This window comes from Nocardioides sp. zg-DK7169 (genome assembly GCF_013155365.1).
Classification (GTDB): Bacteria; Actinomycetota; Actinomycetes; order Propionibacteriales; family Nocardioidaceae; genus Nocardioides.
Genome location: NZ_JABJRA010000005.1, coordinates 69,548 through 92,744 on the forward strand (window position 1 = coordinate 69,548; position 23,197 = coordinate 92,744).

Annotated in this window: 22 protein-coding genes; 6 read left to right on the forward strand and 16 right to left on the reverse strand. The window is 74.0% G+C overall.

The genetic code is table 11. From position 1 onward, the window contains the following. Positions 1 to 8: 8 nt before the first annotated feature. On the forward strand, positions 9 to 911 hold the full coding sequence (locus HOQ23_RS09190) for a LysR family transcriptional regulator (protein ID WP_172214015.1): 903 nt from the start codon (positions 9 to 11) through the stop codon (positions 909 to 911). 27 nt (positions 912 to 938) lie between these two features. Here HOQ23_RS09190 and HOQ23_RS09195 read toward each other — a convergent pair whose 3' ends face one another. From HOQ23_RS09195 to fbaA, 3 genes are all read right to left on the reverse strand, one after another. Then, positions 939 to 1,355: a DUF3151 domain-containing protein gene (locus tag HOQ23_RS09195; protein ID WP_172214017.1), complete on the reverse strand. Its 417-nt coding sequence runs from the start codon at positions 1,353 to 1,355 to the stop codon at positions 939 to 941. Positions 1,356 to 1,404: 49 nt separating this feature from the next. Beyond that, positions 1,405 to 3,150, reverse strand: a complete 1,746-nt coding sequence (locus tag HOQ23_RS09200; RefSeq protein ID WP_172214019.1) for an alpha/beta hydrolase — start codon at positions 3,148 to 3,150, stop codon at positions 1,405 to 1,407. Between the two features lie 133 nt (positions 3,151 to 3,283). Beyond that, the gene (fbaA, locus tag HOQ23_RS09205) at positions 3,284 to 4,315 is read right to left on the reverse strand and encodes a class II fructose-bisphosphate aldolase (protein ID WP_172214021.1); all 1,032 of its coding nucleotides are present in this window, start codon (positions 4,313 to 4,315) and stop codon (positions 3,284 to 3,286) included. Positions 4,316 to 4,454: 139 nt separating this feature from the next. On the opposite strand from fbaA, the gene HOQ23_RS09210 reads away from it, so the two are divergent. Beyond that, positions 4,455 to 4,937 (forward strand): TIGR00725 family protein, encoded by a 483-nt coding sequence (locus tag HOQ23_RS09210; protein ID WP_172214023.1) that lies wholly within the window; start codon positions 4,455 to 4,457, stop codon positions 4,935 to 4,937. Positions 4,938 to 4,985: 48 nt separating this feature from the next. Here the strand turns inward: HOQ23_RS09210 and HOQ23_RS09215 are convergent, their stop codons facing one another. Next, positions 4,986 to 5,642, reverse strand: coding sequence for a TrmH family RNA methyltransferase (locus tag HOQ23_RS09215; protein WP_172214545.1), 657 nt, complete (start codon positions 5,640 to 5,642; stop codon positions 4,986 to 4,988). 267 nt (positions 5,643 to 5,909) lie between these two features. Between HOQ23_RS09215 and HOQ23_RS09220 the strand changes: the two genes are divergently transcribed. Further along, positions 5,910 to 6,689: a VTT domain-containing protein gene (locus tag HOQ23_RS09220; RefSeq protein ID WP_172214025.1), complete on the forward strand. Its 780-nt coding sequence runs from the start codon at positions 5,910 to 5,912 to the stop codon at positions 6,687 to 6,689. Between the two features lie 80 nt (positions 6,690 to 6,769). Here the strand turns inward: HOQ23_RS09220 and HOQ23_RS09225 are convergent, their stop codons facing one another. Further along, on the reverse strand, positions 6,770 to 7,450 hold the full coding sequence (locus tag HOQ23_RS09225; protein WP_172214027.1) for a DedA family protein: 681 nt from the start codon (positions 7,448 to 7,450) through the stop codon (positions 6,770 to 6,772). Continuing rightward, complete coding sequence (pyrE, locus tag HOQ23_RS09230) at positions 7,447 to 7,986, reverse strand: orotate phosphoribosyltransferase (protein WP_367650435.1); 540 nt, start codon at positions 7,984 to 7,986, stop codon at positions 7,447 to 7,449. The genes HOQ23_RS09225 and pyrE overlap by 4 nt, the downstream gene beginning before the upstream one ends. A gap of 54 nt (positions 7,987 to 8,040) precedes the next feature. Here pyrE and HOQ23_RS09235 point away from each other — a divergent pair, with 54 nt between their 5' ends. Further along, the gene (locus HOQ23_RS09235; RefSeq protein ID WP_172214029.1) at positions 8,041 to 9,246 is read left to right on the forward strand and encodes a pyridoxal phosphate-dependent aminotransferase; all 1,206 of its coding nucleotides are present in this window, start codon (positions 8,041 to 8,043) and stop codon (positions 9,244 to 9,246) included. Here the strand turns inward: HOQ23_RS09235 and HOQ23_RS09240 are convergent. From HOQ23_RS09240 to HOQ23_RS09275, 8 genes are all read right to left on the reverse strand, one after another. Next, positions 9,221 to 10,474 carry a hypothetical protein gene (locus HOQ23_RS09240; protein WP_172213912.1) on the reverse strand — a complete coding sequence of 418 codons (1,254 nt, stop codon included), beginning with the start codon at positions 10,472 to 10,474 and terminating at the stop codon, positions 9,221 to 9,223. The genes HOQ23_RS09235 and HOQ23_RS09240 overlap by 26 nt on opposite strands. A gap of 81 nt (positions 10,475 to 10,555) precedes the next feature. Beyond that, complete coding sequence (gene clpB / locus HOQ23_RS09245; RefSeq protein ID WP_172214031.1) at positions 10,556 to 13,150, reverse strand: ATP-dependent chaperone ClpB; 2,595 nt, start codon at positions 13,148 to 13,150, stop codon at positions 10,556 to 10,558. 149 nt (positions 13,151 to 13,299) lie between these two features. Continuing rightward, the gene (locus tag HOQ23_RS09250; protein WP_172214033.1) at positions 13,300 to 13,782 is read right to left on the reverse strand and encodes a VanZ family protein; all 483 of its coding nucleotides are present in this window, start codon (positions 13,780 to 13,782) and stop codon (positions 13,300 to 13,302) included. 12 nt (positions 13,783 to 13,794) lie between these two features. Beyond that, positions 13,795 to 14,229, reverse strand: coding sequence for a helix-turn-helix transcriptional regulator (locus HOQ23_RS09255; protein WP_172214035.1), 435 nt, complete (start codon positions 14,227 to 14,229; stop codon positions 13,795 to 13,797). Continuing rightward, on the reverse strand, positions 14,229 to 15,410 hold the full coding sequence (dnaJ, locus tag HOQ23_RS09260; RefSeq protein WP_172214037.1) for a molecular chaperone DnaJ: 1,182 nt from the start codon (positions 15,408 to 15,410) through the stop codon (positions 14,229 to 14,231). The genes HOQ23_RS09255 and dnaJ overlap by 1 nt, the downstream gene beginning before the upstream one ends. Positions 15,411 to 15,519: 109 nt before the next feature. Continuing rightward, positions 15,520 to 16,149, reverse strand: a complete 630-nt coding sequence (gene grpE, locus HOQ23_RS09265) for a nucleotide exchange factor GrpE (protein ID WP_172214039.1) — start codon at positions 16,147 to 16,149, stop codon at positions 15,520 to 15,522. Continuing rightward, entirely contained in the window at positions 16,146 to 17,996 is a 1,851-nt protein-coding gene (gene dnaK, locus HOQ23_RS09270) for a molecular chaperone DnaK (RefSeq protein WP_172214041.1), read from the reverse strand. The genes grpE and dnaK overlap by 4 nt, the downstream gene beginning before the upstream one ends. A 232-nt stretch (positions 17,997 to 18,228) precedes the next feature. Then, on the reverse strand, positions 18,229 to 19,359 hold the full coding sequence (locus tag HOQ23_RS09275; RefSeq protein WP_172214043.1) for a hypothetical protein: 1,131 nt from the start codon (positions 19,357 to 19,359) through the stop codon (positions 18,229 to 18,231). Between the two features lie 50 nt (positions 19,360 to 19,409). Here HOQ23_RS09275 and HOQ23_RS09280 point away from each other — a divergent pair, with 50 nt between their 5' ends. Next, entirely contained in the window at positions 19,410 to 20,420 is a 1,011-nt protein-coding gene (locus tag HOQ23_RS09280; protein ID WP_216653985.1) for a M28 family metallopeptidase, read from the forward strand. A gap of 1 nt (position 20,421) precedes the next feature. Here the strand turns inward: HOQ23_RS09280 and HOQ23_RS09285 are convergent, their stop codons facing one another. Continuing rightward, positions 20,422 to 21,786: a CapA family protein gene (locus tag HOQ23_RS09285; RefSeq protein WP_172214045.1), complete on the reverse strand. Its 1,365-nt coding sequence runs from the start codon at positions 21,784 to 21,786 to the stop codon at positions 20,422 to 20,424. A gap of 9 nt (positions 21,787 to 21,795) precedes the next feature. Then, entirely contained in the window at positions 21,796 to 22,281 is a 486-nt protein-coding gene (locus HOQ23_RS09290) for an NUDIX hydrolase (protein ID WP_216653988.1), read from the reverse strand. 64 nt (positions 22,282 to 22,345) lie between these two features. On the opposite strand from HOQ23_RS09290, the gene HOQ23_RS09295 reads away from it, so the two are divergent. Beyond that, positions 22,346 to 23,197, forward strand: coding sequence for an aldo/keto reductase (locus HOQ23_RS09295; protein ID WP_172214049.1), 852 nt, complete (start codon positions 22,346 to 22,348; stop codon positions 23,195 to 23,197).

A 23,197-nucleotide genomic window follows, 5' to 3' on the forward strand; every position in this document is an offset into this window, starting at 1 on the left:
GTGACCGCATGAGCAGACCGGACCTCGTCGCCCTCGACCTGCTGGTCCGCGTGGCCGAGACGGGGTCCCTCGGCGCGGCCGCCCGGGCCCTCGGGATGGCGCAGCCCAACGCCAGCCGCGCGATCCAGCGCCTCGAGCGGCAGCTCGGCCTGGCCCTGGTCGTGCGGACGCCGAGCGGCTCGCGGCTGACCACCGAGGGCGAGGTGGTCGTCAGCTGGGCCCGCGAGGCGCTCGAGGCGACCGACCGGATCGTGCTCGGCGCGCGGTCGCTGGCGGCCCAGCGCGCGGCGCAGCTGACGGTGTCGGCGAGCCTCACCATCGCCGAGCACCTCGCGCCGGCCTGGCTGGCGCGCTTCGCGGCCACCCACCCCGACCTGCACGTCAGCCTGAGGGTCGGCAACTCGGTGCAGGTGCTGGCCGCGCTGCGCTCCGGGGAGGTGCCGCTCGGGTTCGTGGAGTCCCCCGGCGTGCCGGCCGGGTTCGCCGCGAGCGTGGTCGCCACCGACGCGCTGGTCGTGGTCGTGGGCCGCACGCACCCGTGGGCGCGGCGTCGTACGCCGCTGGGCGCGGCGGAGCTCGCGGCGGCGGAGCTGGTGCTGCGCGAGGAGGGCTCCGGCACCCGCGACACGCTGGCCCGCGCGCTGGGCGACGCGGGGGTGGAGCTCGGCCCGGCGCGCCTGGAGCTGGCCAGCACCGCCGCGGTCACCGCAGCGGCCGTGGCCGGGGGCGCGGCCGTGCTCAGCGAGCTGGCGGTCGCCGCCGAGGTCGCCGCCGGGCGGCTGGTGGTCGTCGAGGTCGACGGCCTGGACCTGCGCCGCCGGCTGCGCGCGGTGTGGCTGCGCGAGCGGCGCCCCGACGGCGCGGCCGCCGAGCTGGTGCGGGTGGCGCGCGCCGTCGGGCGCCCGGGCTGAGAGCACCCGGGCTCGCCCGGGGCGGGGTCAGTCGCCGAGCAGGGCCTCGTAGGCCTCGGGGCTGGACTCGCGCAGGAACGTGGAGCAGCGCTCCCACTCGTCGGTCTCACCGATCGCGCGGGCGGCCAGCGCGAGCGCGGCCAGGCAGCGCAGGAAGCCGCGGTTGGGGGCGTGGTCCCACGGCACCGGGCCGTGGCCCTTCCAGCCGTTGCGGCGCAGCATGTCGAGGCTGCGGTGGTAGCCGACGCGGGCGTAGGCGTAGAGCGTGACCTCGTCGGCACCCTGCTCGCGGGCCTGGTCGGCCAGCGCGGCCCAGGCGAACGGCGAGGAGGGAAGCGCGCGCACCACCGCGGCGGGGCTCTGCCCGGCCTCGAGGAGTGCCACGGCCGGGTCCTCGGGCAGGCGGGTGGCGGGCGGCTGGGCCATCAGATCCATGTGACTCATGCGCCCAGTGTCCACGCCCGCCGGGTGCCGCCCGCCCCCTGCCCCTCGGCTACGCCCCCGGGCGGGGGAACAGGACCCCTCCGGGACAGATCCGACCCTCGGGCGGCAGGTCGCGGTCGAGGAGGTAGGCAGCCATCGTGCGGCGGATGCAGGTGCCGGTCCCGATGGCGCCGTGGCCCCACCCGTCGTACGTCACCAGGCGGGAGCCGGCGAACAGCTCGTGGACCCGCCGCGCGCCGTGGATCGGCGTGGACGGGTCGTGGCTGTTGCCGACGACCAGCAGCGGGTACGCCGTGCGCGTCTGCCACGGGCCCCGGTAGGAGTCCGCGCCGGAGCCGATGCCCTGCCGGGCGCAGATCGAGGACAGCCAGGTCCACAGCGAGCCGAAGCCGGGGGCGGTGCGGTCGGCCTCCGCGGCGGCGCGGATCCAGGCCTGCGGCTGCTGGGGGTTGCTCGAGTCGCTGCACATGACGGCCTGCGGCTGCAGCCCGAGGGTGCGCAGCGGCGCCGGGTTCGCCGCCGGACGCCCGGTGCCGGACGCCGTCTCCCACGTCCAGGGGCCGACCTCCTCGCGGCGGCGCTGGACCTCACGCACCCGGCGCTGCAGGGCGCCCAGTCCTGGCGCGACGCGGCCGTCGATGGCGGCGTCCAGGTCGGCGACGTACCGCACGAGCAGGGAGACCGTGCGGCGGTCGTAGAGCAGCGAGGTGGCGAAGGAGTAGATGTCGCGCTCGTTGATCCGCTCGCCCTCGAAGCGGATCGGCCGCGTCGCGGCGGTGGCCACGACGCGGTCCCACGTCTGCTGCGCGCCGGGGGCGAGCGGGCAGCGCGCCGGCCCGACCTGGTCGCAGCGCGCGAGCGCCGCGGTGAGCGCCTCCTGGGTGCCGACGTCGCTGCCGAGGCGGGTGGAGAACGGCGTGCGCACGGGTCCGGCGGGGCCGGTCGACCAGGCGACGGGGTCGAGCACGCCGTCGACGGTCATCGCGCGGACGCGGCCGGGGAACATCGCGGCGTACGTCGCGCCGAGGTAGGTGCCGTAGGAGATGCCGTAGTAGCTGATCCGGCGCTCGCCGAGGGCGCGGCGGACCAGCTCCATGTCGCGGGCGTTGTCGGCGGTGCTGGCGTGGTCGGTGAGCGCGGTGGCCTCGCGCCGGCAGGCCCGGCGCACCTGGCCGTCGCGGCGCAGGGTGGTCACCGTCTCGGCGTCGGTGCGGGGGTACTCCCACGGCAGGTAGGCGCGCTGCACCCGGCCGCGGCAGCTGATCTCCCCGCTGCCGCCGGTGCCGCGCGGGTCGATGCCGACGACGTCGAAGCGGGCCGCGACCCGGGAGCCGAGCAGGCGGGCGGCCTGCGGGGCGAACTGCGTGGAGGGACCTCCGGGACCGCCGGGGTTCACGAAGAGCGTGCCGATCCGCTGCGCCGGCCGAGCGGCGGCCACCTTGAGCAGCGCGAGCCGGGTCCGCGCGCCCTTCGGGCGGTCGTAGTCGAGCGGCACCCAGGCCGTCGCGCAGCTGATCCGCTGCCCGATCGGCGTCCGCGCCTGCCCGGAGTCCCCGCCCCGGGCCCCGCCGCCGTCGCAGCGGCCCCAGGTGAGCCGCGGCACGGGCGCCCGCGCCACCTGGGCGCCGGCCTGCGGGCGGTCGGAGGTCGGTGCGGCTGCGGGTGCGGCCGGGGCGACGGCTGCCGCGGCGGCCGGGGTCGCCCCGGGGACCAGCGCCCCGAGCAGCCCGGCCGCGAGGGCCAGGACCAGGGACACGGACAGGGTCAGGGACGCGAGTCCCGAGCGGCTCGTCACCCGCTCACCCTAGGGCTGGTCGGCGGTAGGCGTCCCGCTGTCACGCGGGTTCGAGCCGATAGTCCGCCACACAGGTGTCGACTGATCGCCGTTCCACGACACCTGTGTGGCGGACTACCTCGTCCGAGAGGCGTCAGCCGATCGAGCGCCCGGCGGAGCGCAGGTGCTCGCAGGCCTCGACGATGCGGGCGGCCATGCCGGCCTCGGCGGCCTTGCCCCAGGCGCGGGGGTCGTAGAGCTTCTTGTTGCCGACCTCGCCGTCGACCTTCAGGACGCCCTCGTAGTTCGAGAACATGTGCGCGGCGACCGGGCGGGTGAAGGCGTACTGGGTGTCGGTGTCGATGTTCATCTTGATGACGCCGTAGTCGACCGCGTCGGAGATCTCCTGCTCGGTCGAGCCGGAGCCGCCGTGGAAGACCAGGTCGAAGGGCTTGGCGTCCGCGCCGAGGCCAAGCTCGGTGGCGACGGCGGACTGCGCGGCCTTGAGGATCTCCGGGCGCAGCTTGACGTTGCCCGGCTTGTAGACGCCGTGCACGTTGCCGAAGGTCAGGGCCGTCATGTAGCGGCCCTTCTCGCCGACGCCGAGCGCGCGGGCGGTGGCCAGCGCGTCCTCGGGGGTGGTGTAGAGCTTCTCGTCGATCGCGCCGACGATGCCGTCCTCCTCGCCGCCGACGACGCCGATCTCGATCTCGAGGATGATGTTGGCCGCGGCGCAGCGGGCGAGCAGCTCCTCGGCGATGACGAGGTTCTCGTCCATCGGCACGGCCGAGCCGTCCCACATGTGCGACTGGAAGAGCGGGTTCTCACCGCGCGCGACGCGCTCGGCGGACAGCTCGATCAGCGGACGCACGAAGCCGTCCAGCTTGTCCTTGGGGCAGTGGTCGGTGTGCAGCGCGATGTTGACCGGGTAGTTCTTCGCGACCTCGGCGGCGTACGCCGCGAAGGCGGCCGAGCCGGTGACCATGTTCTTGACCGACGGGCCGGAGAGGTACTCCGCACCACCCGTCGAGATCTGGATGATGCCGTCGGACCCGGCGTCCGCGAAACCCTTCAGGGCGGCGTTGAGGGTCTGCGAGGACGTCACGTTGATCGCGGGGAACGCGAAGGACCCGGCCTTCGCGGCGTCCAGCATCTCGGCGTACTTCTCGGGGCTGGCGATGGGCATCTGAGGATCTCCTCGCAAAAAGCTGATCGGTGGATCTGATGGCGGGGCACGTCTGCCCCGAGCCTAGTGCGTGGCCGCCGCGAGGTCCGGCGGGTCCCGTCGAGCGGGTGCGCGACCGCGCCGCCCCTACCGTGGAGCGGTGCACCCACGACGTCTCGACGGCAGGTACGTCGCGGTCGTCGGCCCCGCCGACGACGCGCGGCAAGGCGACCTGGCGCGCGCCGAGGCCGTGGGCCGCGGTCTCGCCGAGCAGGGGGCGGTGCTCCTCACCGGCGGGCACCACGGCGTGATGCGGGCGGCGGCCCGGGGCGCGAGGGCGGCCGGCGGGGTCTCGATCGGGCTGCTGCCCGGGTCCGACCGCGCGGCCGGCGCCCCGGAGCACACCCACCTGCTGCCCACCGGGCTCGGCGAGCTGCGCAACGGCCTGCTGGTCCGTGCCGCCGACGCGGTGGTCGCGGTCGGCTGCTCGTGGGGCACGCTCAGCGAGATCGCGCTGGCCCGCCGCACCGGGGTGCCGCTGGTGCTGCTCGACCCGTGGGAGCTGCCGGAGGACGCCGGCGTGCTCGCCGCCGACGCCCCCGCCGCGGTCCGCGCGGTCGCCGACCTGCTCGCCGGCCGGTGATCCCGGCCCGGTGAGAGCGGCCGGGTGAGAGCGGCCCGGTGAGAGCGGTCAGCCGCGCCAGGCGGTGTCGCCGCTCAGGTCCGCGTGCTGGCGCACCCAGCCGTGCATCGCGATCGCGGCGGCGGCCGAGGCATTGATCGAGCGGGTGGAGCCGAACTGCGCGATCGAGAAGGTCGCGTCGCAGCGCGCCCGGGCCTCCTCGGAGAGCCCCGGCCCCTCCTGGCCGAACAGGAAGCAGACCCGCCGCGGCATCTCCATCGTCTCCAGGTGGAGCGACCCGGGGAGGTTGTCGACGCCGAGGAGCGGCACCGGCCCGCCCTCGAGCCCGGCGAGGTGGTCGGCCAGGTCCTCGACGCTCGGGTGGTGGCGCACGTGCTGGTAGCGGTCGGTCACCATCGCCCCGCGGCGGTTCCAGCGCCGGTTGCCGACGATGTGCACCTCGCGGGCCAGGAACGCGTTCGCCGAGCGCACGATCGTGCCGATGTTGAAGTCGTGCTGCCAGTTCTCGATCGCGACGTGGAAGTCGTGGCGGCGGGTGTCGAGGTCGGCGCGGATCGCCTCGACCGACCAGTAGCGGTAGCGGTCGACCACGTTGCGCCGGTCGCCCTCGGCCAGCAGCTGCTCGTCGTACACCTCGCTGCCCGGACCGGTCGGCCACGGACCGGCCCACGGCCCCACCCCGACCTCGGCCCGGCCGTGCGGCATCGGGTCGTACGGCGCGCGCCGCTCGGCGTCCTCGAGCTGCTCGTCCACCGCCGCATCGTACGAGAGCACGCGGGGGCTCCCCGCGCCGACCAACCCCACGGTCGAGTCGAGACTTCGGACGCATCGAGTCGAGGGTTCTGACCACGTACGTCGCCACGAGCGCCGACTCGGCGCACCACAAGGGCCGACTCGCGCAACCACGAGCGCCGACTCGGCGTTCTCGATGCGGCCCCGCGCCGAGCGGCGGCGACCGATAGGCTGGACGTCGTGAGCGCGCTCCTGGCAGGTCTGCCACTGCCCCACCCGCTCCTGCTCGGTATCGACTACCTCGATCCGCAGTGGCTGCTGGCGCAGTTCGGCGCGGAGCTGTTCTGGATCAGCCTGCTGATCATCTTCGTCGAGTGCGGGCTGTTCTTCCCGTTCCTGCCCGGCGACAGCCTGCTGTTCGCGCTCGGCATCTTCATCGCGACCGGGCAGATCGACCTGTTCCCCGGCAGCCGGCTCGCCGAGCTGGGGATCGCGGTGGCGCTGATGACGATCGCGGCCTGGCTGGGCAACGTCTGCGGCTACGAGATCGGGCGAAGACTCGGACCGGCCCTGCGCCAGCGCGAGGGGCGGGTGCTCAAGCAGAAGTACTTCGACCAGACCGAGGTCTTCTTCGAGCGCCACGGCAACAAGGCCCTGGTCATCGGCCGCTTCGTCGCGTTCGTGCGCACCTACATCACCGTGGTCGCCGGCATCACCCAGATGCCGCGCCGCCGCTTCTACGTCTGGAGCGGCGTCGGCGGCGTCGCGTGGGTCGTGCTGGTCACCGGCCTGGGCTACTTCCTGGGCCACAACGTGCCGTGGCTGGAGCACAACATCGACCTGATCTTCCTGGTCATCCTGGCCTTCACCGCGGTCCCGATCGCGTTCGAGTGGTGGCGCCACCGGCGCACCGACTCCCCCCGCGCCGAGGACAACGACCACGACGGCCGCCCGGACCGCGACATCACCGGCATCACTGTCCCGCCGCACACCACGGTCGAGCGCCCCCGCGAGGACTGAGGCCCGGGGCTCCTGCCCCTGCCCCAGCCCTCGACACCAGCCCTCGACACCAGCCCTCGACACCAGCCCCGGGGCGGCGCTCAGGGCTGCGTGCGGCTCGCGCGGGTGCGGCGCACCCGCTGCACGAGCCACCAGCAGACCGCGAGCGCGACCAGGACGATGACGACCTTCTGGAAGGTGCCGGCGACGCCCTCGACGCGGTGCCACTGCTCGCCGAGCCAGTAGCCGGCGAGCACGAAGGTGACGTTCCAGATCGTGCTGCCGGCGGTCGTGAGCAGCAGGAACTGGCCCACCGGCATCCGCTCGACGCCCGCAGGCACCGAGATCAGGCTGCGGAAGATGGGGATCATCCGGCCGAAGAAGACCGCCTTGCGCCCGTGCCGGCCGAACCACGCCTCGGTGCGCTCCAGGTCCTCGGTCTTGACCAGCGGCAGCCGCTCCCAGACCCAGTACATCCGGGCTCGGCCGAAGACGGCGCCGAGCGCGTAGAGCGCCACCGCGCCGACCACGGAGCCGGCAATGGTCCACAAGATGGCCTCGGTGAGGCCGAAGGTGCCGCGGCTCGCGGTGAACCCGGCCAGCGGCAGGATCACCTCGCTGGGCAGCGGCGGGAAGAGGTTCTCCAGCGCGATCGCCAGCCCGGCGCCGGGGGCGCCGAGCTTCTCCATCAGGTCGACCGCCCAGCCGGCGACGCCCCCCAGGTCGTCGGGGTTCTCGCCGGCCGCGGCCAGGACGGTGTGTGCGCCGAGCGCCAGGCTCATGCGGTGGCCCGCGCAGCGTCGAGCTCGGCCTTGGTGAGGACCGGGCGGACCTCGAGGCCGACGTCCTCCAGCGGGTTCACGCCCTCGGGGCTGCGGTCGATGGCGCAGACCACCACCTCGACGATCGCGCCCGCGGCACGCAGCTCGCGCGTGGCGTCGCGGACCGCGCCGCCGGTGGTGATCACGTCCTCGATCAGGGTGATCCGGCGCCCGGCCACGTCGGGGCCCTCGGCGAGCTTGCAGGTGCCGTACTCCTTGGCCTTCTTGCGCACGAACAGCGTGCGGTGGCCGGTCAGGTAGCCGACCATCGTCGCGATCGGCACACCTCCCAGCTCCAGGCCACCGAGGAGCTCGGTGTCGGCGGGCAGCAGCTGCACCATCTCCCGGGCCAACCGCGACAGCAGCGCGGGGTCGGCCTCGAAGAGGTACTTGTCGAAGTACTCCGAGGAGACCTGCCCGGACCGGAGCGTGAAGCTCCCGGTCAGGCGGCAGGTGGCGTCGATGTCGGCAGCGAGGTCGGTATCGGCGGTCGTCACGCCGCCATTGTCGCGTACGCCGTGCAACGCCCCGCACGCCGTACGGTGGGGCCCATGCCCGACTCGCCGTCCCGCACCGCCGCGACGCCCCGGCTGGCCCGCCGGCTGCACGGCATCGAGCCGACGATCTTCACCCGGATGTCGGCGCTGGCCGCCCGCACCGGCTCGGTCAACCTCGGGCAGGGCTTCCCCGACGTCGACGGCCCCCCGGCGGTCATCGCCCGGGCCGTCGAGGCGCTGCGCACCGGGCGCAACCAGTACGCCCCCGGCCCCGGCGTGCCGGAGCTGCGCCAGGCGGTCGCGCGCCACCAGCAGCGCCACTACGGCCTCGAGCTCGACCCGGACACCGAGGTCGTCGTCACCACCGGCTGCACCGAGGCGATCGCGGCGGCGCTGCTCGGCCTGGTCGACCCCGGCGACGAGGTGGTGGTGCTGGAGCCCTACTACGACTCCTACACCGCGATGATCCAGATGGCCGGCGGCGTACGGCGCCCGGTCACCCTGCGCGCCCCGGACTTCCGCCTGGACCCTGACGAGCTGCGCGCGGCGGTCGGACCGCGGACCCGGTTCGTGCTGCTCAACAGCCCGCACAACCCGACCGGCACGGTGCTGACCCGCGCGGAGCTCCAGGCGGTCGCCGACGTGGCGATCACGCACGACCTGGTGGTGATCACCGACGAGGTCTACGAGCACCTGACCTACGACGCCGAGCACGTGCCGCTGGCGACGCTGCCCGGCATGCGCGAGCGCACGCTGACCCTCTCCAGCGCCGGGAAGTCCTACTCCTTCACCGGCTGGAAGGTGGGCTGGGCCAGCGGCCCCGCCGACCTCGTCGACGCGCTGCTCGCGGCCAAGCAGTGGCTGACCTTCACCTCCGGCTCACCGCTGCAGCCCGCCGTGGCCCTGGCCCTGGACGAGGAGCCCGACTTCCCGCGCGCGCTCGCCGCGGACCTGCGCGCCCGGCGCGACCTGCTCTGCGCCGGGCTGGAGGCCGCCGGCCTGACGCTGCGGGTGCCGGAGGGCACCTACTTCGCGACCACCGACATCGCCGACCTCGGCTGGGACGACGGGCTGGAGTTCTGCCTGGCGCTGCCCGAGCGCGCCGGCGTGGTCGCGATCCCCGAGCAGGTCTTCCACGACGACCGCGAGGCCGGGCGCCACCTGGTGCGCTGGGCGTTCTGCAAGCAGCCCGACGTGCTCGAGGAGGGTGTGCGCCGCCTGGGCGCGGCCGACCTCAGCGCCCGGCGTACCAGTCGCTGACCTCGGGACGCATCAGGAGCGCCATGGTGGCGCCGCAGGCGACGAGCGGCACGACGAGCAGCGGCGAGCCGAGCACGGCGCCGACGAGGCAGAGCAGGCCGGCGACGGTCGCGGAGACCATCAGGAGCACCCGGCCGACCGGCACCCCGCGCACCGCGAACACGGCGACCAGGGCCGCCAGCACGCACCAGACCACGATCGCGGCGGCCACCATGAGGACCACCAGGCGCAGGTCGTCCTGGCTCATCCCGGTGCTGTCGAGCAGGTCGGGGTCGCGGCGGTCCATCTCCTCGAACAGCGGTCCCGGAGCGGCGGCGAGGGCCAGGGCGGTGAGTCCCATCGCGAGGGCGACCAGACCGCTCATCACCCAGGTCAGCACGCACGCCCACACGACCGGCTGCGGCGCGGGCCGGCGCCGGTTGCCCCGCTGCTGCGGCTGCTGCGGCTGCTGCGGGGAGTACGGCGCGGGGTCGGGCTGCCGGGTCGCGGGCGGGTAGGTGACGGGCGCGCCGGCGCTGCCGGTGCCCGCGGTCCCGAACCCGGTCCACGGGCGCGGGTCGGGTGTCTCGCCCGGCTGGCCGGACTGGGGCTGGCCGGACTGCCCCGGCTGGTCGTGCTGGCCGGACTGGGGCTGACCGGACTGGGGCTGGGCGACCGGGGCGGAGACCACCGGCGGCGCCTGACCCGCGGCGGGGACGTGGGCGCCGGTGTGGTCCTGGCCGTCCGGGCCGGAGGAGTACGGCGCCTGGCTGCTCGGCGGGACCCGGTCGAAGCGGGAGTCGCGCGTGGCGGCGGACGGCTCCTTCCCGGCGAACCAGTCGCGGGCCGGCTGGACCCACAGCATCACCACGGCCGCGGCGACGAAGGAGGACATGATGCCGCCGACGACCAGCCCGCAGACGAACAGCGGCACCGCCAGCACCGAGAGCGCCAGCCGGGCGCTGCGCGAGCGCTGGAGCACCTGGAAGCCGAGGATCAGGCTCGCGGTCGCGCACGCGCCGGTGACGAGCACCATCGCCCGCAGCGTGTTCAGCACGTCCTGCACGCCGACGCCGAGGCCGTCGGCGGGCGGCTCGGCGAGGAAGTCCTGCACCGCGCGGCGGGTGTCCAGCGACTGCACCCCGGCCATCTGCTCGAAGGCCGAAATCAGCACGAACAGCGATCCGCCCATGATCAGCCAGGCAGCGAAGGTCACCTGGCGCGGACGGGACGGACTGCTCTCACTCATGGGGTCATTGAACTAGAAGGACCCACATCGGCGGTCGTCGCCTCCGTGGGTCCTTCCAGTGTCACTGCTTCTTGGCGGGCCTCAGCCCGCCACGGTGAGGTTCAGCCCGTCCGTGGCGCGGTCCACCAGGACCTTGCCGCCGTCGACGACCTCCCCGCCGATGAGCATCTTCGCGAGCGGGTCGCCGATCGCCGACTGGATCAGCCGGCGCAGCGGACGCGCGCCGTACGCCGGGTCGTAGCCGGTCTCGGCCAGCCAGGTCTTCGCCGCGTCGCTGACCTCGATGCCGATGCGGCGCACCGCGAGGCGCTTCTCCAGCAGCCCGAGCTGCAGGTCGACGATGTGGGTCAGGTCGGCCAGCGTCAGCGCCTTGAACATGACGATCTCGTCGAGGCGGTTGAGGAACTCCGGCTTGAACGAGGCGCGCACCACCGACATCACGGCCTCCCGCTTCTGCTCCGGCTCCGTCACCGGGTCCACCAGGTACTGCGAACCCAGGTTGGAGGTGAGGATCAGGATCGTGTTGCGGAAGTCCACGGTGCGTCCCTGGCCGTCGGTGAGCCGGCCGTCGTCGAGCACCTGGAGCAGGATGTCGAAGACCTCCGGGTGCGCCTTCTCGACCTCGTCGAGCAGCACGACGGAGTACGGACGGCGCCGGACGGCCTCGGTCAGCTGGCCGCCCTCGTCGTAGCCGACGTAGCCGGGAGGCGCACCGACCAGCCGCGAGACCGAGTGCTTCTCGGAGTACTCGCTCATGTCGATGCGCACGATCGCGCGCTCGTCGTCGAAGAGGAAGTCGGCCAGCGACTTGGCCAGCTCGGTCTTGCCGGTGCCGGTGGGGCCGAGGAACAGGAACGAGCCGGTGGGCCGGTTCGGGTCCGCGATGCCGGCGCGCGAGCGGCGTACGGCGTCCGCGACGGCGGTCACGGCCTCCTCCTGGCCGACCAGGCGCCGGCCGATGACCTGCTCCATCTCCAGCAGCTTGGCGGTCTCGCCCTGCAGCATCCGCCCGGTCGGGATGCCGGTCCAGGCCTCCACGACCTCGGCGACCTGCTCGGCACCGACCTCCTCGCCGACCAGCGGCTCGACCTGCTCGGACTTCTCGACCTCGGCGGCCGCGGCGATCTGCTGCTCGAGCACCGGGATCCGGCCGTACTGGATCTCGCTGGCGGCGGCGAGGTCGCCCTCGCGCAGCAGCCGGTCGGCCTCGATGCGCAGCTGGTCGAGCTGGCGGCGCAGCTCGCCCTCGCCCTCCAGGGAGGCCTTCTCGCGCTCCCAGCGCGCCTCGAGGGCCCGCAGCTCCTCCTCGTGGTCGGCCAGGTCGGCACGCAGCCGCTCCAGGCGGTCCATCGAGGCGGGGTCGCTCTCCTTCTCCAGCGCGAACTGCTCCATCTTGAGCCGGTCCACCTGGCGGCGCAGCTGGTCGATCTCCTCCGGGGAGGACTCGATCTCCATCCGCAGGCGCGACGCGGCCTCGTCGATCAGGTCGATCGCCTTGTCCGGCAGCTGGCGCCCGCTGATGTAGCGGTCGGAGAGGGTCGCGGCCGCGACCAGCGCGGCGTCGGTGATGCGGACGCCGTGGTGGGCCTCGTACTTCTCCTGGATGCCGCGCAGGATCTGCACGGTGTCCTCGACGCTGGGCTCGCCCACGAAGACCTGCTGGAAGCGGCGCTCCAGGGCCGGGTCCTTCTCGATCCGCTCGCGGTACTCATCCAGCGTGGTCGCGCCGATCATGTGCAGCTCGCCGCGCGCGAGCATCGGCTTGAGCATGTTGCCGGCGTCCATCGAGGAGTCGCCCCCGGCGCCCGCTCCCACGACCGTGTGCAGCTCGTCGATGAAGGTGATCACCTGGCCGCCGGCCTGGCGGATCTCGTCGAGGACGGCCTTGAGCCGCTCCTCGAACTCGCCGCGGTACTTCGCCCCGGCGACCATCGCGGCCAGGTCGAGGCTGAGCACCCGGCGCCCCTTGAGGGAGTCCGGGACGTCGCCCGCGACGACGCGCTGGGCCAGGCCCTCGACGACCGCCGTCTTGCCGACGCCCGGCTCGCCGATCAGGACCGGGTTGTTCTTGGTACGCCGGGAGAGCACCTGGACCACCCGGCGGATCTCGGCGTCGCGGCCGATCACCGGGTCCAGGCGGCCCTCCTGGGCGGAGGCGGTCAGGTCGACGGAGTACTTCTCCAGCGACTCGTAGGTGTCCTCGGCCGTCTGGCTGGTGACCCGGCGGTTGCCGCGCACGGCGGTGATGCCCTCGCGCAGCGCGGTCTCGGTGAGCCCGGCGTCCTCGAGGACCCGCTGGGCGCTGCTCTCGGTCCCGGCGAGCGCGACCAGGAGGTGCTCGCTGGCGACGTAGTCGTCCTTCATCTCCGCGGCCAGGTCGAGGGCGCCGGCGAGGACGCGGGTCAGCGCGGCGGAGGCGGCGGGCTGCTGGACGGTGGCGCCGCTGGCCCGCGGGAGCGCCGCGAGCTGCGCCTCGGCACGCGCCAGCAGGCCGTCGACGTCCACCCCGGCTCGGGTGACCAGGCTGCGCGAGACCCCGTCCTCCTGGCGCAGCAGGGCGACCAGCAGGTGGATGGGGTCGGTCGTGGTGTTGCCCGCCGAGGTCGCGGCGAGCTGCGCCGCCTCGATCGCCTCACGGCTGCGGGTGGTGAACTTGTCGGCGCCGAACTGGCTCATTTGCAACTCCCTGGATCACACGAACGGCTGGGTCACGCTGGATCGGCGTGGATCTCGCTGGATCGCTGCCGGTTCACTGGTCGGGACCGGGGTCCCGACGTCTTGTTCAACTGCTCTGTTCAACCGCGTCGAAGTTGAGTCTGTTCCACTCAACTTTGAGAATGTGTCGAGGCCCGGGCGGCCCGCGCCCGGGCGCGGCGCTCCCCCACCTCGTGGAACCACTCGCCGAGGGTCAGCACCCACCCGAGCACCACGCCGATGGCGGTCCCGAGACCGTTGGAGACGACGTCGCGGGCGTCGCTGACGCGGCCCGGGATCTCCTGCTGGGCGATCTCGATCCCGAGGGTGAGCACCAGGCCGATCAGCACGGCCGCCGCCCACTGCCGGCGTCCGAGGAGGAGCAGGAAGAACACGCCGACCGGCACGAACATCGCGACGTTGGCCGCGAACTCGATGTCGCTGGCGCTCAGCCCCGAGGTCGGCTCGTAGGCCTGGAGCTCGCGCACCACGCGGTCGGCCACCCGGGTCATCAGCGAGGTGCCCGCCCCGGACTGCGGGGTCAGGGTCATCCACCCCACGAAGCCGAGGTAGGCGAAGGTGAGCAGGCTCAGGAACGGGTGACGGTGGAACACGAGACCCCGGTCTCAGCGCCCGCGTCGCCAGACCACGACCGAGCCGGCCTGGGTCTCGCGGAGCACGGGCAGCTTGTTGGCGGGGACCTCGCGGCGCCGGCCCGCGTGGGCCTGGCCGAGCGCCTCGCGCACGGCCGCGAGCTCGGCGCGCAGCTCGTCGTTGAGGTCGGAGAGGGCCGCGAGCTGCGACTCCAGCTCCACGATCCGGCGCACGCCCTTGAGGCCCACGCCGGCGGCGGTGAGGTCGGCGATCTCGCGCAACCGCTCGATGTCGCGCGCGGAGTAGCGCCGGCCTCCGCCGCCGGTGCGCTGGGGGGTGATCAGCCCGAGCCGCTCGTAGGTGCGCAGCGTCTGCGGGTGCAGGCCGGTGAGCTCGGCGGCCATGCTGATCACGAACACCGCGGCGTCCGGGCCCGGCGGTCCGGTGAAGGGCGGCCGGGCGGGCATCAGGACCCCGCCTTCTCGAACAGGTTCGCGCGCAGCGGGCGACCGGCGGTCGCGTCGCGGTACGCCGTGACCGCGGCGCGGGCCTCCTCGTCGAGGACAGCGGGGACGACGACCTCGACGGTGGCCAGCAGGTCGCCGACGGTGCCGTCGCTACGCCGGGGACCCTTGCCGCGCACCCGGAAGGTGCGCCCGTTGGGCGTGCCCGCGGGGATCCGCAGGGTGACCGGAGCGCCGCCGAGGGTGGGGATCTTGATCTCCGAGCCGAGCGCGAGCTCGTCGAAGGAGACCGGGACGTCGATGGTGAGGTTGTCGCCCTTGCGGGCGAAGACGCGGTGCGGGCTCACCTTGACGGTGATGTAGAGGTCGCCGGCCGGGCCGCCGTTCTCGCCGGACGCGCCCTTGCCGCGCACCCGGATCCGCTGGCCGTCCTTGACCCCGGCGGGGATGCGCGCCTGGATGGTGCGCGCGGACATGCCGCGCCCCGAGCCGTGGCAGGTCGGGCAGGGCTCGTCGTACACGAGCTGGCGACCGCCGCAGGTCGGGCAGGTCTCGTTCATGGAGAACGCGCCGCCGACCGAGCTGGTGACGTAGCCGGCGCCCTCGCACTCGGGACACACGTGCGGCTTGGTGCCCGGCTTGCCGCCGGTGCCGTTGCAGTCCGGGCACGGGGCGTCGGAGGTGAGGCGCAGCGAGACCGTCACGCCGTCGATGGCGTCGGTGAAGCTGATGGTGGCGTTGGTCTCGACGTCGGCGCCCTTCTGCGGGCGGCGGGCCTGCTGGCGGCGCCCGAAGCCGCCGCCGCCACCGCCGAAGAGGTCGCCGAACATGTCGCCGAAGCCGCCGGCGCCGCCGCGGTCGCGCAGCAGGTCGTCGAGGTTGAACCCGCCCTGGCCGCCCTGGCCGCCGGTCGGGAACCCGCCGAAGCGCCCCGAGGCCTGCATGGAGCGGAACTCGTCGTACTTGGCGCGCTTGTCGCGGTCGCCGAGGACGTCGTAGGCCTCCGCGACGGACTTGAACTTGTCGTGCTTGGCGGTGTCGCCGGGGTTGGAGTCGGGGTGGTTGGCCCGCGCCAGCTTGCGGTAGGCCTTCTTGATCTCCTCGGCGCTCGCGTCCTTCTTCACGCCGAGCTCGGCGTAGAAGTCCTTCTGCGCCCAGTCGGCGCGGTAGCCGTCGTCGCTCATGTGCCCTCCTCCCAACGGTTCGAAGAATGTGGCCGGCGCGCTGCCGGCGGTGCTGCCCCTGGGGGCGTCACCGGGCCCCGCCCGTGGCGGACGGGGCCCGGTGAGCGGCTCAGCCCTCGGTGTCGGCCGGTCCGGCGGCGTCGGCCGCCGGGTCGACCACCAGGACCTGCGCGGCGCGGACGACGCGCTCGCCGATCCGGTAGCCGGCCTTGGCGATGACCTTGCAGGTCACCACGTCGACGTCGGGGTCCTCGCCCAGGTGGCTCAGCGCCTCGTGCAGCGCGGGGTCGAACGGGTCGCCCGGGGCGCCGAACTTCTCCAGGCCCTGGTTGGCCACGACTCGCTCCAGCTGCTCGGCGACGGCCTTGAAGCCGCCCTCGAGCTCGGCGTGCTCACGGGCCCGGTCGATGGTGTCGAGCACCTCGGTGACCGGGGCGAGCACGACGTACGCCGCGTTCTGCTTGACCAGCTCGCGGTCGCGGTCGACGCGCCGCTTGTAGTTGAGGAACTCCGCCTGGATCCGCTGCAGGTCCGCGGTGCGCTCGCCGAGCTCCATCTTGAGCGTCTCGACCTCGTCGCGTGCGGCCTGGAGCGGGTCCGCCTCGACGGGCTCGCGGTCCTCGCCCTCGGCGGGTGCGACCGGGTCCTCCGGCCGCGCCCCCTCGGGACCGGCGGTCCCGGGGGCGTCGGGGGCGGGGTCCTGCGGGGGGCCCTCGTCGTGGCGGTGCTCCTCGGTCACTTGGTGCCGCCCTCGTCGGTCGACTCGTCCACGACCTCGGCGTCGACGATGTCGTCGTCGCTCTCGCCGGTCGCGCCGGTGGCGCCACCCGCGGCGGCGTTCTCCGCCTCGGCGGCGGCGTACATCGCGGCGCCCATCTTCTGGCTGGACTCACCGAGCTTGGAGATGCCGGCGTTGAGCTCCTCGGCCGTGGCGTCCTCCTTCTCGAGGGTCGACTTCAGCGAGTCGACGTCGCCCTGGACCTCGGTCTTCACGTCGTCGGGGATCTTCTCGCCGTTCTCGGCGAGGAACTTCTCCGTCGTGTAGACGAGCTGGTCGGCCTGGTTGCGGACCTCGATGGTCTCGCGACGCTTGGCGTCCTCCTCGGCGTACTGCTCGGCCTCCTTGACCATCCGGTCGATGTCCTCCTTGCTCAGCGCGGAGCCGCCGGAGATGGTCATCGACTGCTCCTTGCCGGAGCCCTGGTCCTTCGCCGAGACGTGCACGATGCCGTTGGCGTCGATGTCGAAGGTGACCTCGATCTTCGGCACGCCGCGCGGGGCCGGCGGGAGGCCGGTGAGCTCGAAGTTGCCGAGCGGCTGGTTCTGCGACCACATCTGGCGCTCGCCCTGGGCGACCTTGATCTCCACCGACGGCTGGTTGTCGTCGGCGGTGGTGAAGATCTCCGAGCGCTTGGTCGGGATGGTGGTGTTGCGCTCGATCAGGGTGGTCATGACGCCGCCCTTGGTCTCGATGCCGAGCGACAGCGGGGTGACGTCGAGGAGCAGGACGTCCTTGACCTCGCCCTTGAGCACGCCGGCCTGGAGGGCAGCACCGAGCGCGACGACCTCGTCGGGGTTGACGCCCTTGTTGGGGTCGCGGCCGGTGAGGTCCTTGACCAGGTCGCTCACGGCCGGCATGCGGGTGGAGCCGCCGACGAGCACGACGTGGTGGATGTCCTTGAGCGCCACGCCGCCGTCCTTGAGGACGTTCTGCACCGGCGCCTTGGTGCGCTGGAGCAGGTCCTCGGTCAGCTTCTGGAACTCGCTGCGCGTCAGGCGCTCCTCGAAGTGCAGGGGGCCGGACTCGCCGTGGGTGATGTAGGGCAGGTGGATCGTGGTCTCGGCCGAGGACGACAGCTCGATCTTCGCCTTCTCCGCGGCCTCCTGGAGGCGCTGCTTGGCGATCTTGTCGGCGCCCAGGTCGACGCCGTTGCCGTCCTTGAACTTCTTGACCATCCACTCGACGATCCGGGCGTCCCAGTCGTCGCCACCGAGGTGGTTGTCGCCCGAGGTCGCCTTGACCTCGACGACGCCCTCGCCGATCTCGAGCAGGGAGACGTCGAACGTGCCGCCACCGAGGTCGAAGACCAGGATGGTCTGGTCGTCGCCCTTGTCCAGGCCGTAGGCGAGCGCGGCCGCGGTGGGCTCGTTGACGATGCGCGCGACGTTGAGGCCCGCGATCTCGCCGGCCTCCTTGGTCGCCTGGCGCTGGGCGTCGGAGAAGTACGCCGGGACGGTGATCACCGCGTCGGTGACGGGCTCACCGAGGTACGCCTCCGCGTCGCGCTTGAGCTTCTGGAGCACGAAGGCGCTGATCTGCTGGGGCGTGAAGGTCTTGTCGTCGATCGTGGTCGTCCAGTCGGTGCCCATGTGGCGCTTGACCGAGCGGATGGTGCGGTCGACGTTGGTGACCGCCTGACGCTTGGCGACCTCGCCGACGAGCACCTCACCGGACTTGGCGAACGCGACGACCGACGGGGTCGTGCGGGCACCCTCGGCGTTGGTGATGACGGTGGGCTCGCCGCCCTCGAGGACCGACACGACGCTGTTCGTCGTACCGAGGTCGATGCCGACTGCACGTGCCATGGGACTACCTCCGAATTGATTGCGCAGCGCAGGGCTGCAGGTCTGCGGTGGCGAGGCTTCGCATCAAGCCCCGCCGGGGCCAGTCTGCGTCGTGAGAGCGAGACTCGCAAATAACTTGAGTCCGGTCAACTCAACTTTCCTCACACGACGCAACGCCCCGTCTCCCGGAGGTGTTCCCGGCGCGGGCGGAATCTTCTCGGCGGCACCCCTGCCGGGGGTCGCCGAGCCGGCGTCAGCCGGAGACCTCGCGCCATCCGCTCCCGGAATCGGCAGACGCGCTGGGGTCGCTCCCGAGGTCGTCGAGGGACCCGGTCGAGGCGTACGCCGCGCCGTCGACCCAGTCCAGTGCGTAGAGCCGGTCGCCGGCGACCTCGAGCACCCAGCCGTGGTCCCGCCCGCCCTGCCCCTCGGGCAGGGCCAGCACCTCCCAGGTCTCGGCCACCGGGTCCACGACCCGGGCCACGTCGACGTCGTCGAAGACCAGCAGCCGGCCGTCGGGCAGGCCCGCGACGCTCGCCGAGAACCAGCTCGAGCCCAGGTCCGACGGTGCGGGGAGCCGGCGCCAGGCGGCCTCCTCCCCGGTGCGCGCCCGGACCAGGAGCGCGTCGAGCCGGTCGCCGGCGCCGCGGCTGCGCGCCACCGGCACCACGACCAGGTCCTCGGTGACCTCGAGCCCGACCGGGTAGCCGCCTCCGGGCAGCTCCAGCGCGGACTCCTCCCAGGTGGTCCTGCCGACCGGCAGGTGCAGCATCGTCGTGCCGGCGTCGCTCGCCTCCGGCAGCGCCCAGGCGCCGCCCTCGGGGTCCAGGACGAGCTCCACGGCCACCGCCCCGCCGGGCAGCCGCGGCGTGGGCGCGATCGTCTCGTCCTGCGGGGAGTAGACCCCGCGGGCGCCCTCGACGGCCACGTCGCCCGCGGCCAGCGGGCGGGGGGTGTCGACCTCCTCGACCGGTGTCAGCTCGCCCTCGCCGTCGAGCCGCTCGTAGCGCCCGTTGCCGCCGAGGTCGACCAGGAAGCCGTCGGCCAGCGGCCAGATTCCCGGGATCGAGCTCTCGTTGCGCACCTGTCGCCCGGGGCCCTCGGCGATGGTCTCGCCGTCGGCGTCCTCGAGGCGCCAGGCGGCCGCGACGCTCTCGCGCGGGCCCTCCTCGACCAGGTGCGCGACGAGCAGACGGCCCTCACCGTCCTCGGCCAGCGCGACCGGGCGGCCCACGTCGAGGACCTCCGGCACGCTCGTGGGCGCGGAGGAGGAGGCGCCCGTCGCGGCGTCGTCTCCCCCGCTGTCGCCGTCGTCGTCGGAGCCGCACCCACCCAGGGCGCTCGCGAGCAGCAGTGCGGCCAGGACCCGGGGTGCGGTGCGCATCTCCCCATCATGCCCCGCGGGGCGTGGCCCGGCGGTGCTTCACTGGGGCGATGACGGGACCGACGGCACGACGCACGACGGCGCTCGCCCTGGGCGCGACGCTGGCCCTGGCCGGCGCAGCGTGCAGCGGGACCGACGGCTCCCCCGCCTCGCCACCCCCGAGCCCCGCCGTGTCCTCGTCGGCGGGCGTCGCCCCGCCGCCGGAGGTGACGGCCCCGCCTGCGACGTCACCCACCCGGCCTCGGGTGGCACCGGCCGACGTCCGGGTCGCGACCGCCGTGGCCGCGGTGCGCCACCTCGCCGGGCGGATCGGCCCACGACCGGGGACGTCGGCGGCGTACCTCCGGGCCGCGGCCTGGGTGCAGCAGCGGCTCGGCGAGGCCGGCTGGCGCGTCGAGCGGCAGCGCTTCGCGACGCCGGCCGGGGTGTCGTGGGGGGTGCCGGTGCCGGCGGGGCCGTCGGTCAACCTGGTCGCCACCCGCGGCGAGGTCCGTCCGGGGCGCCCCTGGCTGCTCGTCGGCGCCCACCTGGACACGGTGCCGCAGGCGCCGGGGGCCGAGGACAACGCCTCCGGGGTCGGGGTGCTGCTCGCGGTGGCCGAGGCGCTCGCCGATCGGCGCGCCCGGCTCCCGGTGGTGCTGGTGGCCTTCGGGTCGGAGGAGCCGCGCGGGCCCGGCGACGACGACCACCACTACGGCTCGCGGGCCTATGTCGCGGATCTCGGTGCCGCACAGCGCCGCAGCCTGCGCGGGATGGTCTCGCTGGACCGAGTCGGCGTGGGCGCAGCCCTCCCGGTCGGGAGCGCAGTCGGGAGCGCGGGCGACCCCGACCCCCTGCGCGCCGAGGTGCTGGCCGCGGCCCGCCGTGCCGGGGTGGCGACGCTGCCGGAGACCGGCCAGCGCTCCAGCGACCACTGGTCCTTCGTGCGGGCCGGGCTGCCCGGGGTGCGCCTGGGGAGCACGCCGTACGCCGGCTACCACTCGGCGGGCGACCTGCCGGAGGTCGTCGAGCCCGCCCAGCTGGGCCGGGCCGCACGCACCGTGGTGGCCTGGCTGCGCTGACTCAGCGGGCGAACGGTCCGGTCGAGGCGGCCCACACGTCGCCCAGGATCCGCGCGGCGTCCGCCCCGCCGACCGGGCGCGGCGCGAAGGTCCCCGGGTCCATCACGTAGGGCACCAGCCGGAGCGCCGCCAGCCGCTCCCCGAGGAACGTCGTCTCGAGGACGACCCCCTCCATGGTCTGGCGCATGAAGTCCATGTCGAAGACCAGGTTGCCCAGCGAGTGGAGCACCGGGACCGCCGCGTCCGGCCCCTCGACGACGTCGATGCCCTGCACCCAGTGCGGATGGCCGCCCACGACGAGGTCGGCGCCGGCGGCGACCAGCGCCCGGGAGACCTCGCGCTGGACCGGCTCGGGCTCGTGGGTGTACTGCGTGCCCCAGTGCGGCAGCACCACGACCACGTCGGCGCGCCGCTCGGCCCGGCGCACCAGCGAGGTCACGTGCGCCAGGTCGGCGCGGACCAGCGGCCCGGTGCGCGGGGGCATCCGCACCGAGAGCGCCCCGGGCGATCCCGCCGTGGCGCGCGGGGTCTCGCCGATCGCGTTGAACCCGAGGAGCGCGAAGCGCACCCCGCCACGCTCGACGTACGCCGGGCGTCCCGCCTCCGCGAGGTCGACACCGGCGCCGAACACCGCCAACGGTCCGCCGCGCAGGGTGCGGACGGTGTCCCGGAGCGCCTCGGTGCCGAAGTCGCCGGTGTGGTTGTTGGCCAGCGAGACCGCGTCCAGGCCGGCGCGGCGCAGGTGGCCGACCAGCTCCGGGCCGGCGCCGAAGGAGTCCGAGCCCTGGGTGGGGGCGCCGGCGGTGGAGAGGGTGCTCTCGAGGTTGCCGACGACGAGGTCGGCGCGGTGCAGCAGCGGCGCTACCTGGGCCAGGGCCTGCCGGGGGTCGGGGACCCCGCGCACCAGCATCAGGTCCCCCACGACGGTGAGGTGGACGGCCCCCGGGGCGGTGCGCACCGGGTCGCGCCCGGCGACCAGCGCGGCACGCACGCCCGGGCGCACCTCCTCCAGCGGCACCACGCCGAGCGCCGCCGGGTCCCGCTCGACACGGTCCAGCGCCCGCGCGGCGGCGCGCGGCGTCTCGCCGCGGTGCACCGGGCGGCCCTGCCAGCGGCGCGGCGACCCGGCCGGGCCGGTCAGCCGGCGCGCCTCGGGGCGGCTCAGGCGCAGCACCGCCGCGGTGGCGTGCGCGACCACGACCAGCTCCGGCTCGGGCCGGGGCACGGGGGTCGCGACGGGGGCGTCGGCTCCGTCCGGCCCCGGCGAGGACGCCGACCGCTCCGCCGCCGGCTCGTCGGGGCCCGCGCCGGTGCTGCAGCCGGCCAGCACCAGGACGGCCGCGGCGAGCAGCGCCCGGCGGGACATGGCGCGATGCTACGGGCGCGCGGCGCTGCGGCGCTGCAGGTCGAGGGCCACGTCGACCGCGGCGACGCGCGGCAGCGAGGGCACGTCGGCGAGCGGGTGCCAGCGGGCCTCGTCGGTGGTGCCGTCCAGCTCGTGGGTCAGCTCGCCGCCCACGACCCGGGCGGCGTAGAGGACCCGCACCGCCTTGAGCGGACGCCCCTCGCCGGCCAGGCGGCGCTCCGCCGGGATCACGCTGGTGTCCACCCCGAGCAGGCCGAGCAGCTCCACGTCGTACCCGGTCTCCTCGCGCACCTCGCGCACCACACCCTCCTCGGGCGTCTCGTGCAGCTCCACGCCGCCCCCTGGGAGGGTCCAGCGCTTCTGCGACGGCTCGTTCCACAGCGCCAGCAGCACCCTGCCCCTCTCGATGATCACGGCGTACGCCGCGAGCCGGGTGTCGTAGGGCTCCGCCGCTGCGGAGTCGGGGGACGGGACGGCAGGCTGGTCGTTGCTCACGTGAGCATTGTCGCGGACGGCGCGTCGGGGGAATGTCCTTCCGAGCCTCGGGCATTGGACATTCATGACCGTTCCGAGCATCACCCTGAACGACCAGACCACCATCCCGCAGCTCGGCTTCGGGACCTACCAGGTGCCGCCGGAGCAGACCGCCGAGACGGTGGCGGCCGCCCTCGAGGTCGGCTACCGCCACATCGACACCGCGCAGATGTACGGCAACGAGCGCGGCGTCGGCGAGGCCGTGCGTGCCTCGGGGATCCCCCGCGACGAGCTCTACCTCACCAGCAAGCTGCACAACCACGTCCACCGTCCCGACGACGCGCGCCGCGCCTTCGACGAGACGCTGAGCGCCCTCGGGGTCGACCGGCTGGACCTCTTCCTCATCCACTGGCCGCTGCCGACCCGTTACGACGGCGACTACGTCTCGACCTGGCGCACCCTCACCGAGCTGCTCGCCGACGGACGGGTGACCTCCGTGGGCGTCTCGAACTTCCAGCCCGAGCACCTCGACCGGATCGTGGCGGAGACCGGCGTGGTGCCGGCGGTGAACCAGATCGAGGTGCACCCCTACTTCACCAACGAGGCGGCCCGCGCCGCGTCGATCCGGCACGGCGCGGAGGTCGAGGCGTGGTCCCCGATCGCGCAGGGCCAGGTCCTCGGCGACCCGGTGATCACCCGGATCGCGGAGACCCACGGCCGCACGCCGGCCCAGGTGACGCTGCGCTGGCACATCGAGCGCGGCGACATCGTCTTCCCCAAGTCGATGAGCCCGGCGCGGATGCGGGAGAACTTCGAGATCTTCGACTTCTCCCTGACCGCCGACGAGGTCGCCGAGATCGCGGCGCTGGACCGCGGCGCCGAGGGTCGCACCGGCCCGGACCCCGACACCTTCGACTGGGTGCCCGAGAGCGCCTGA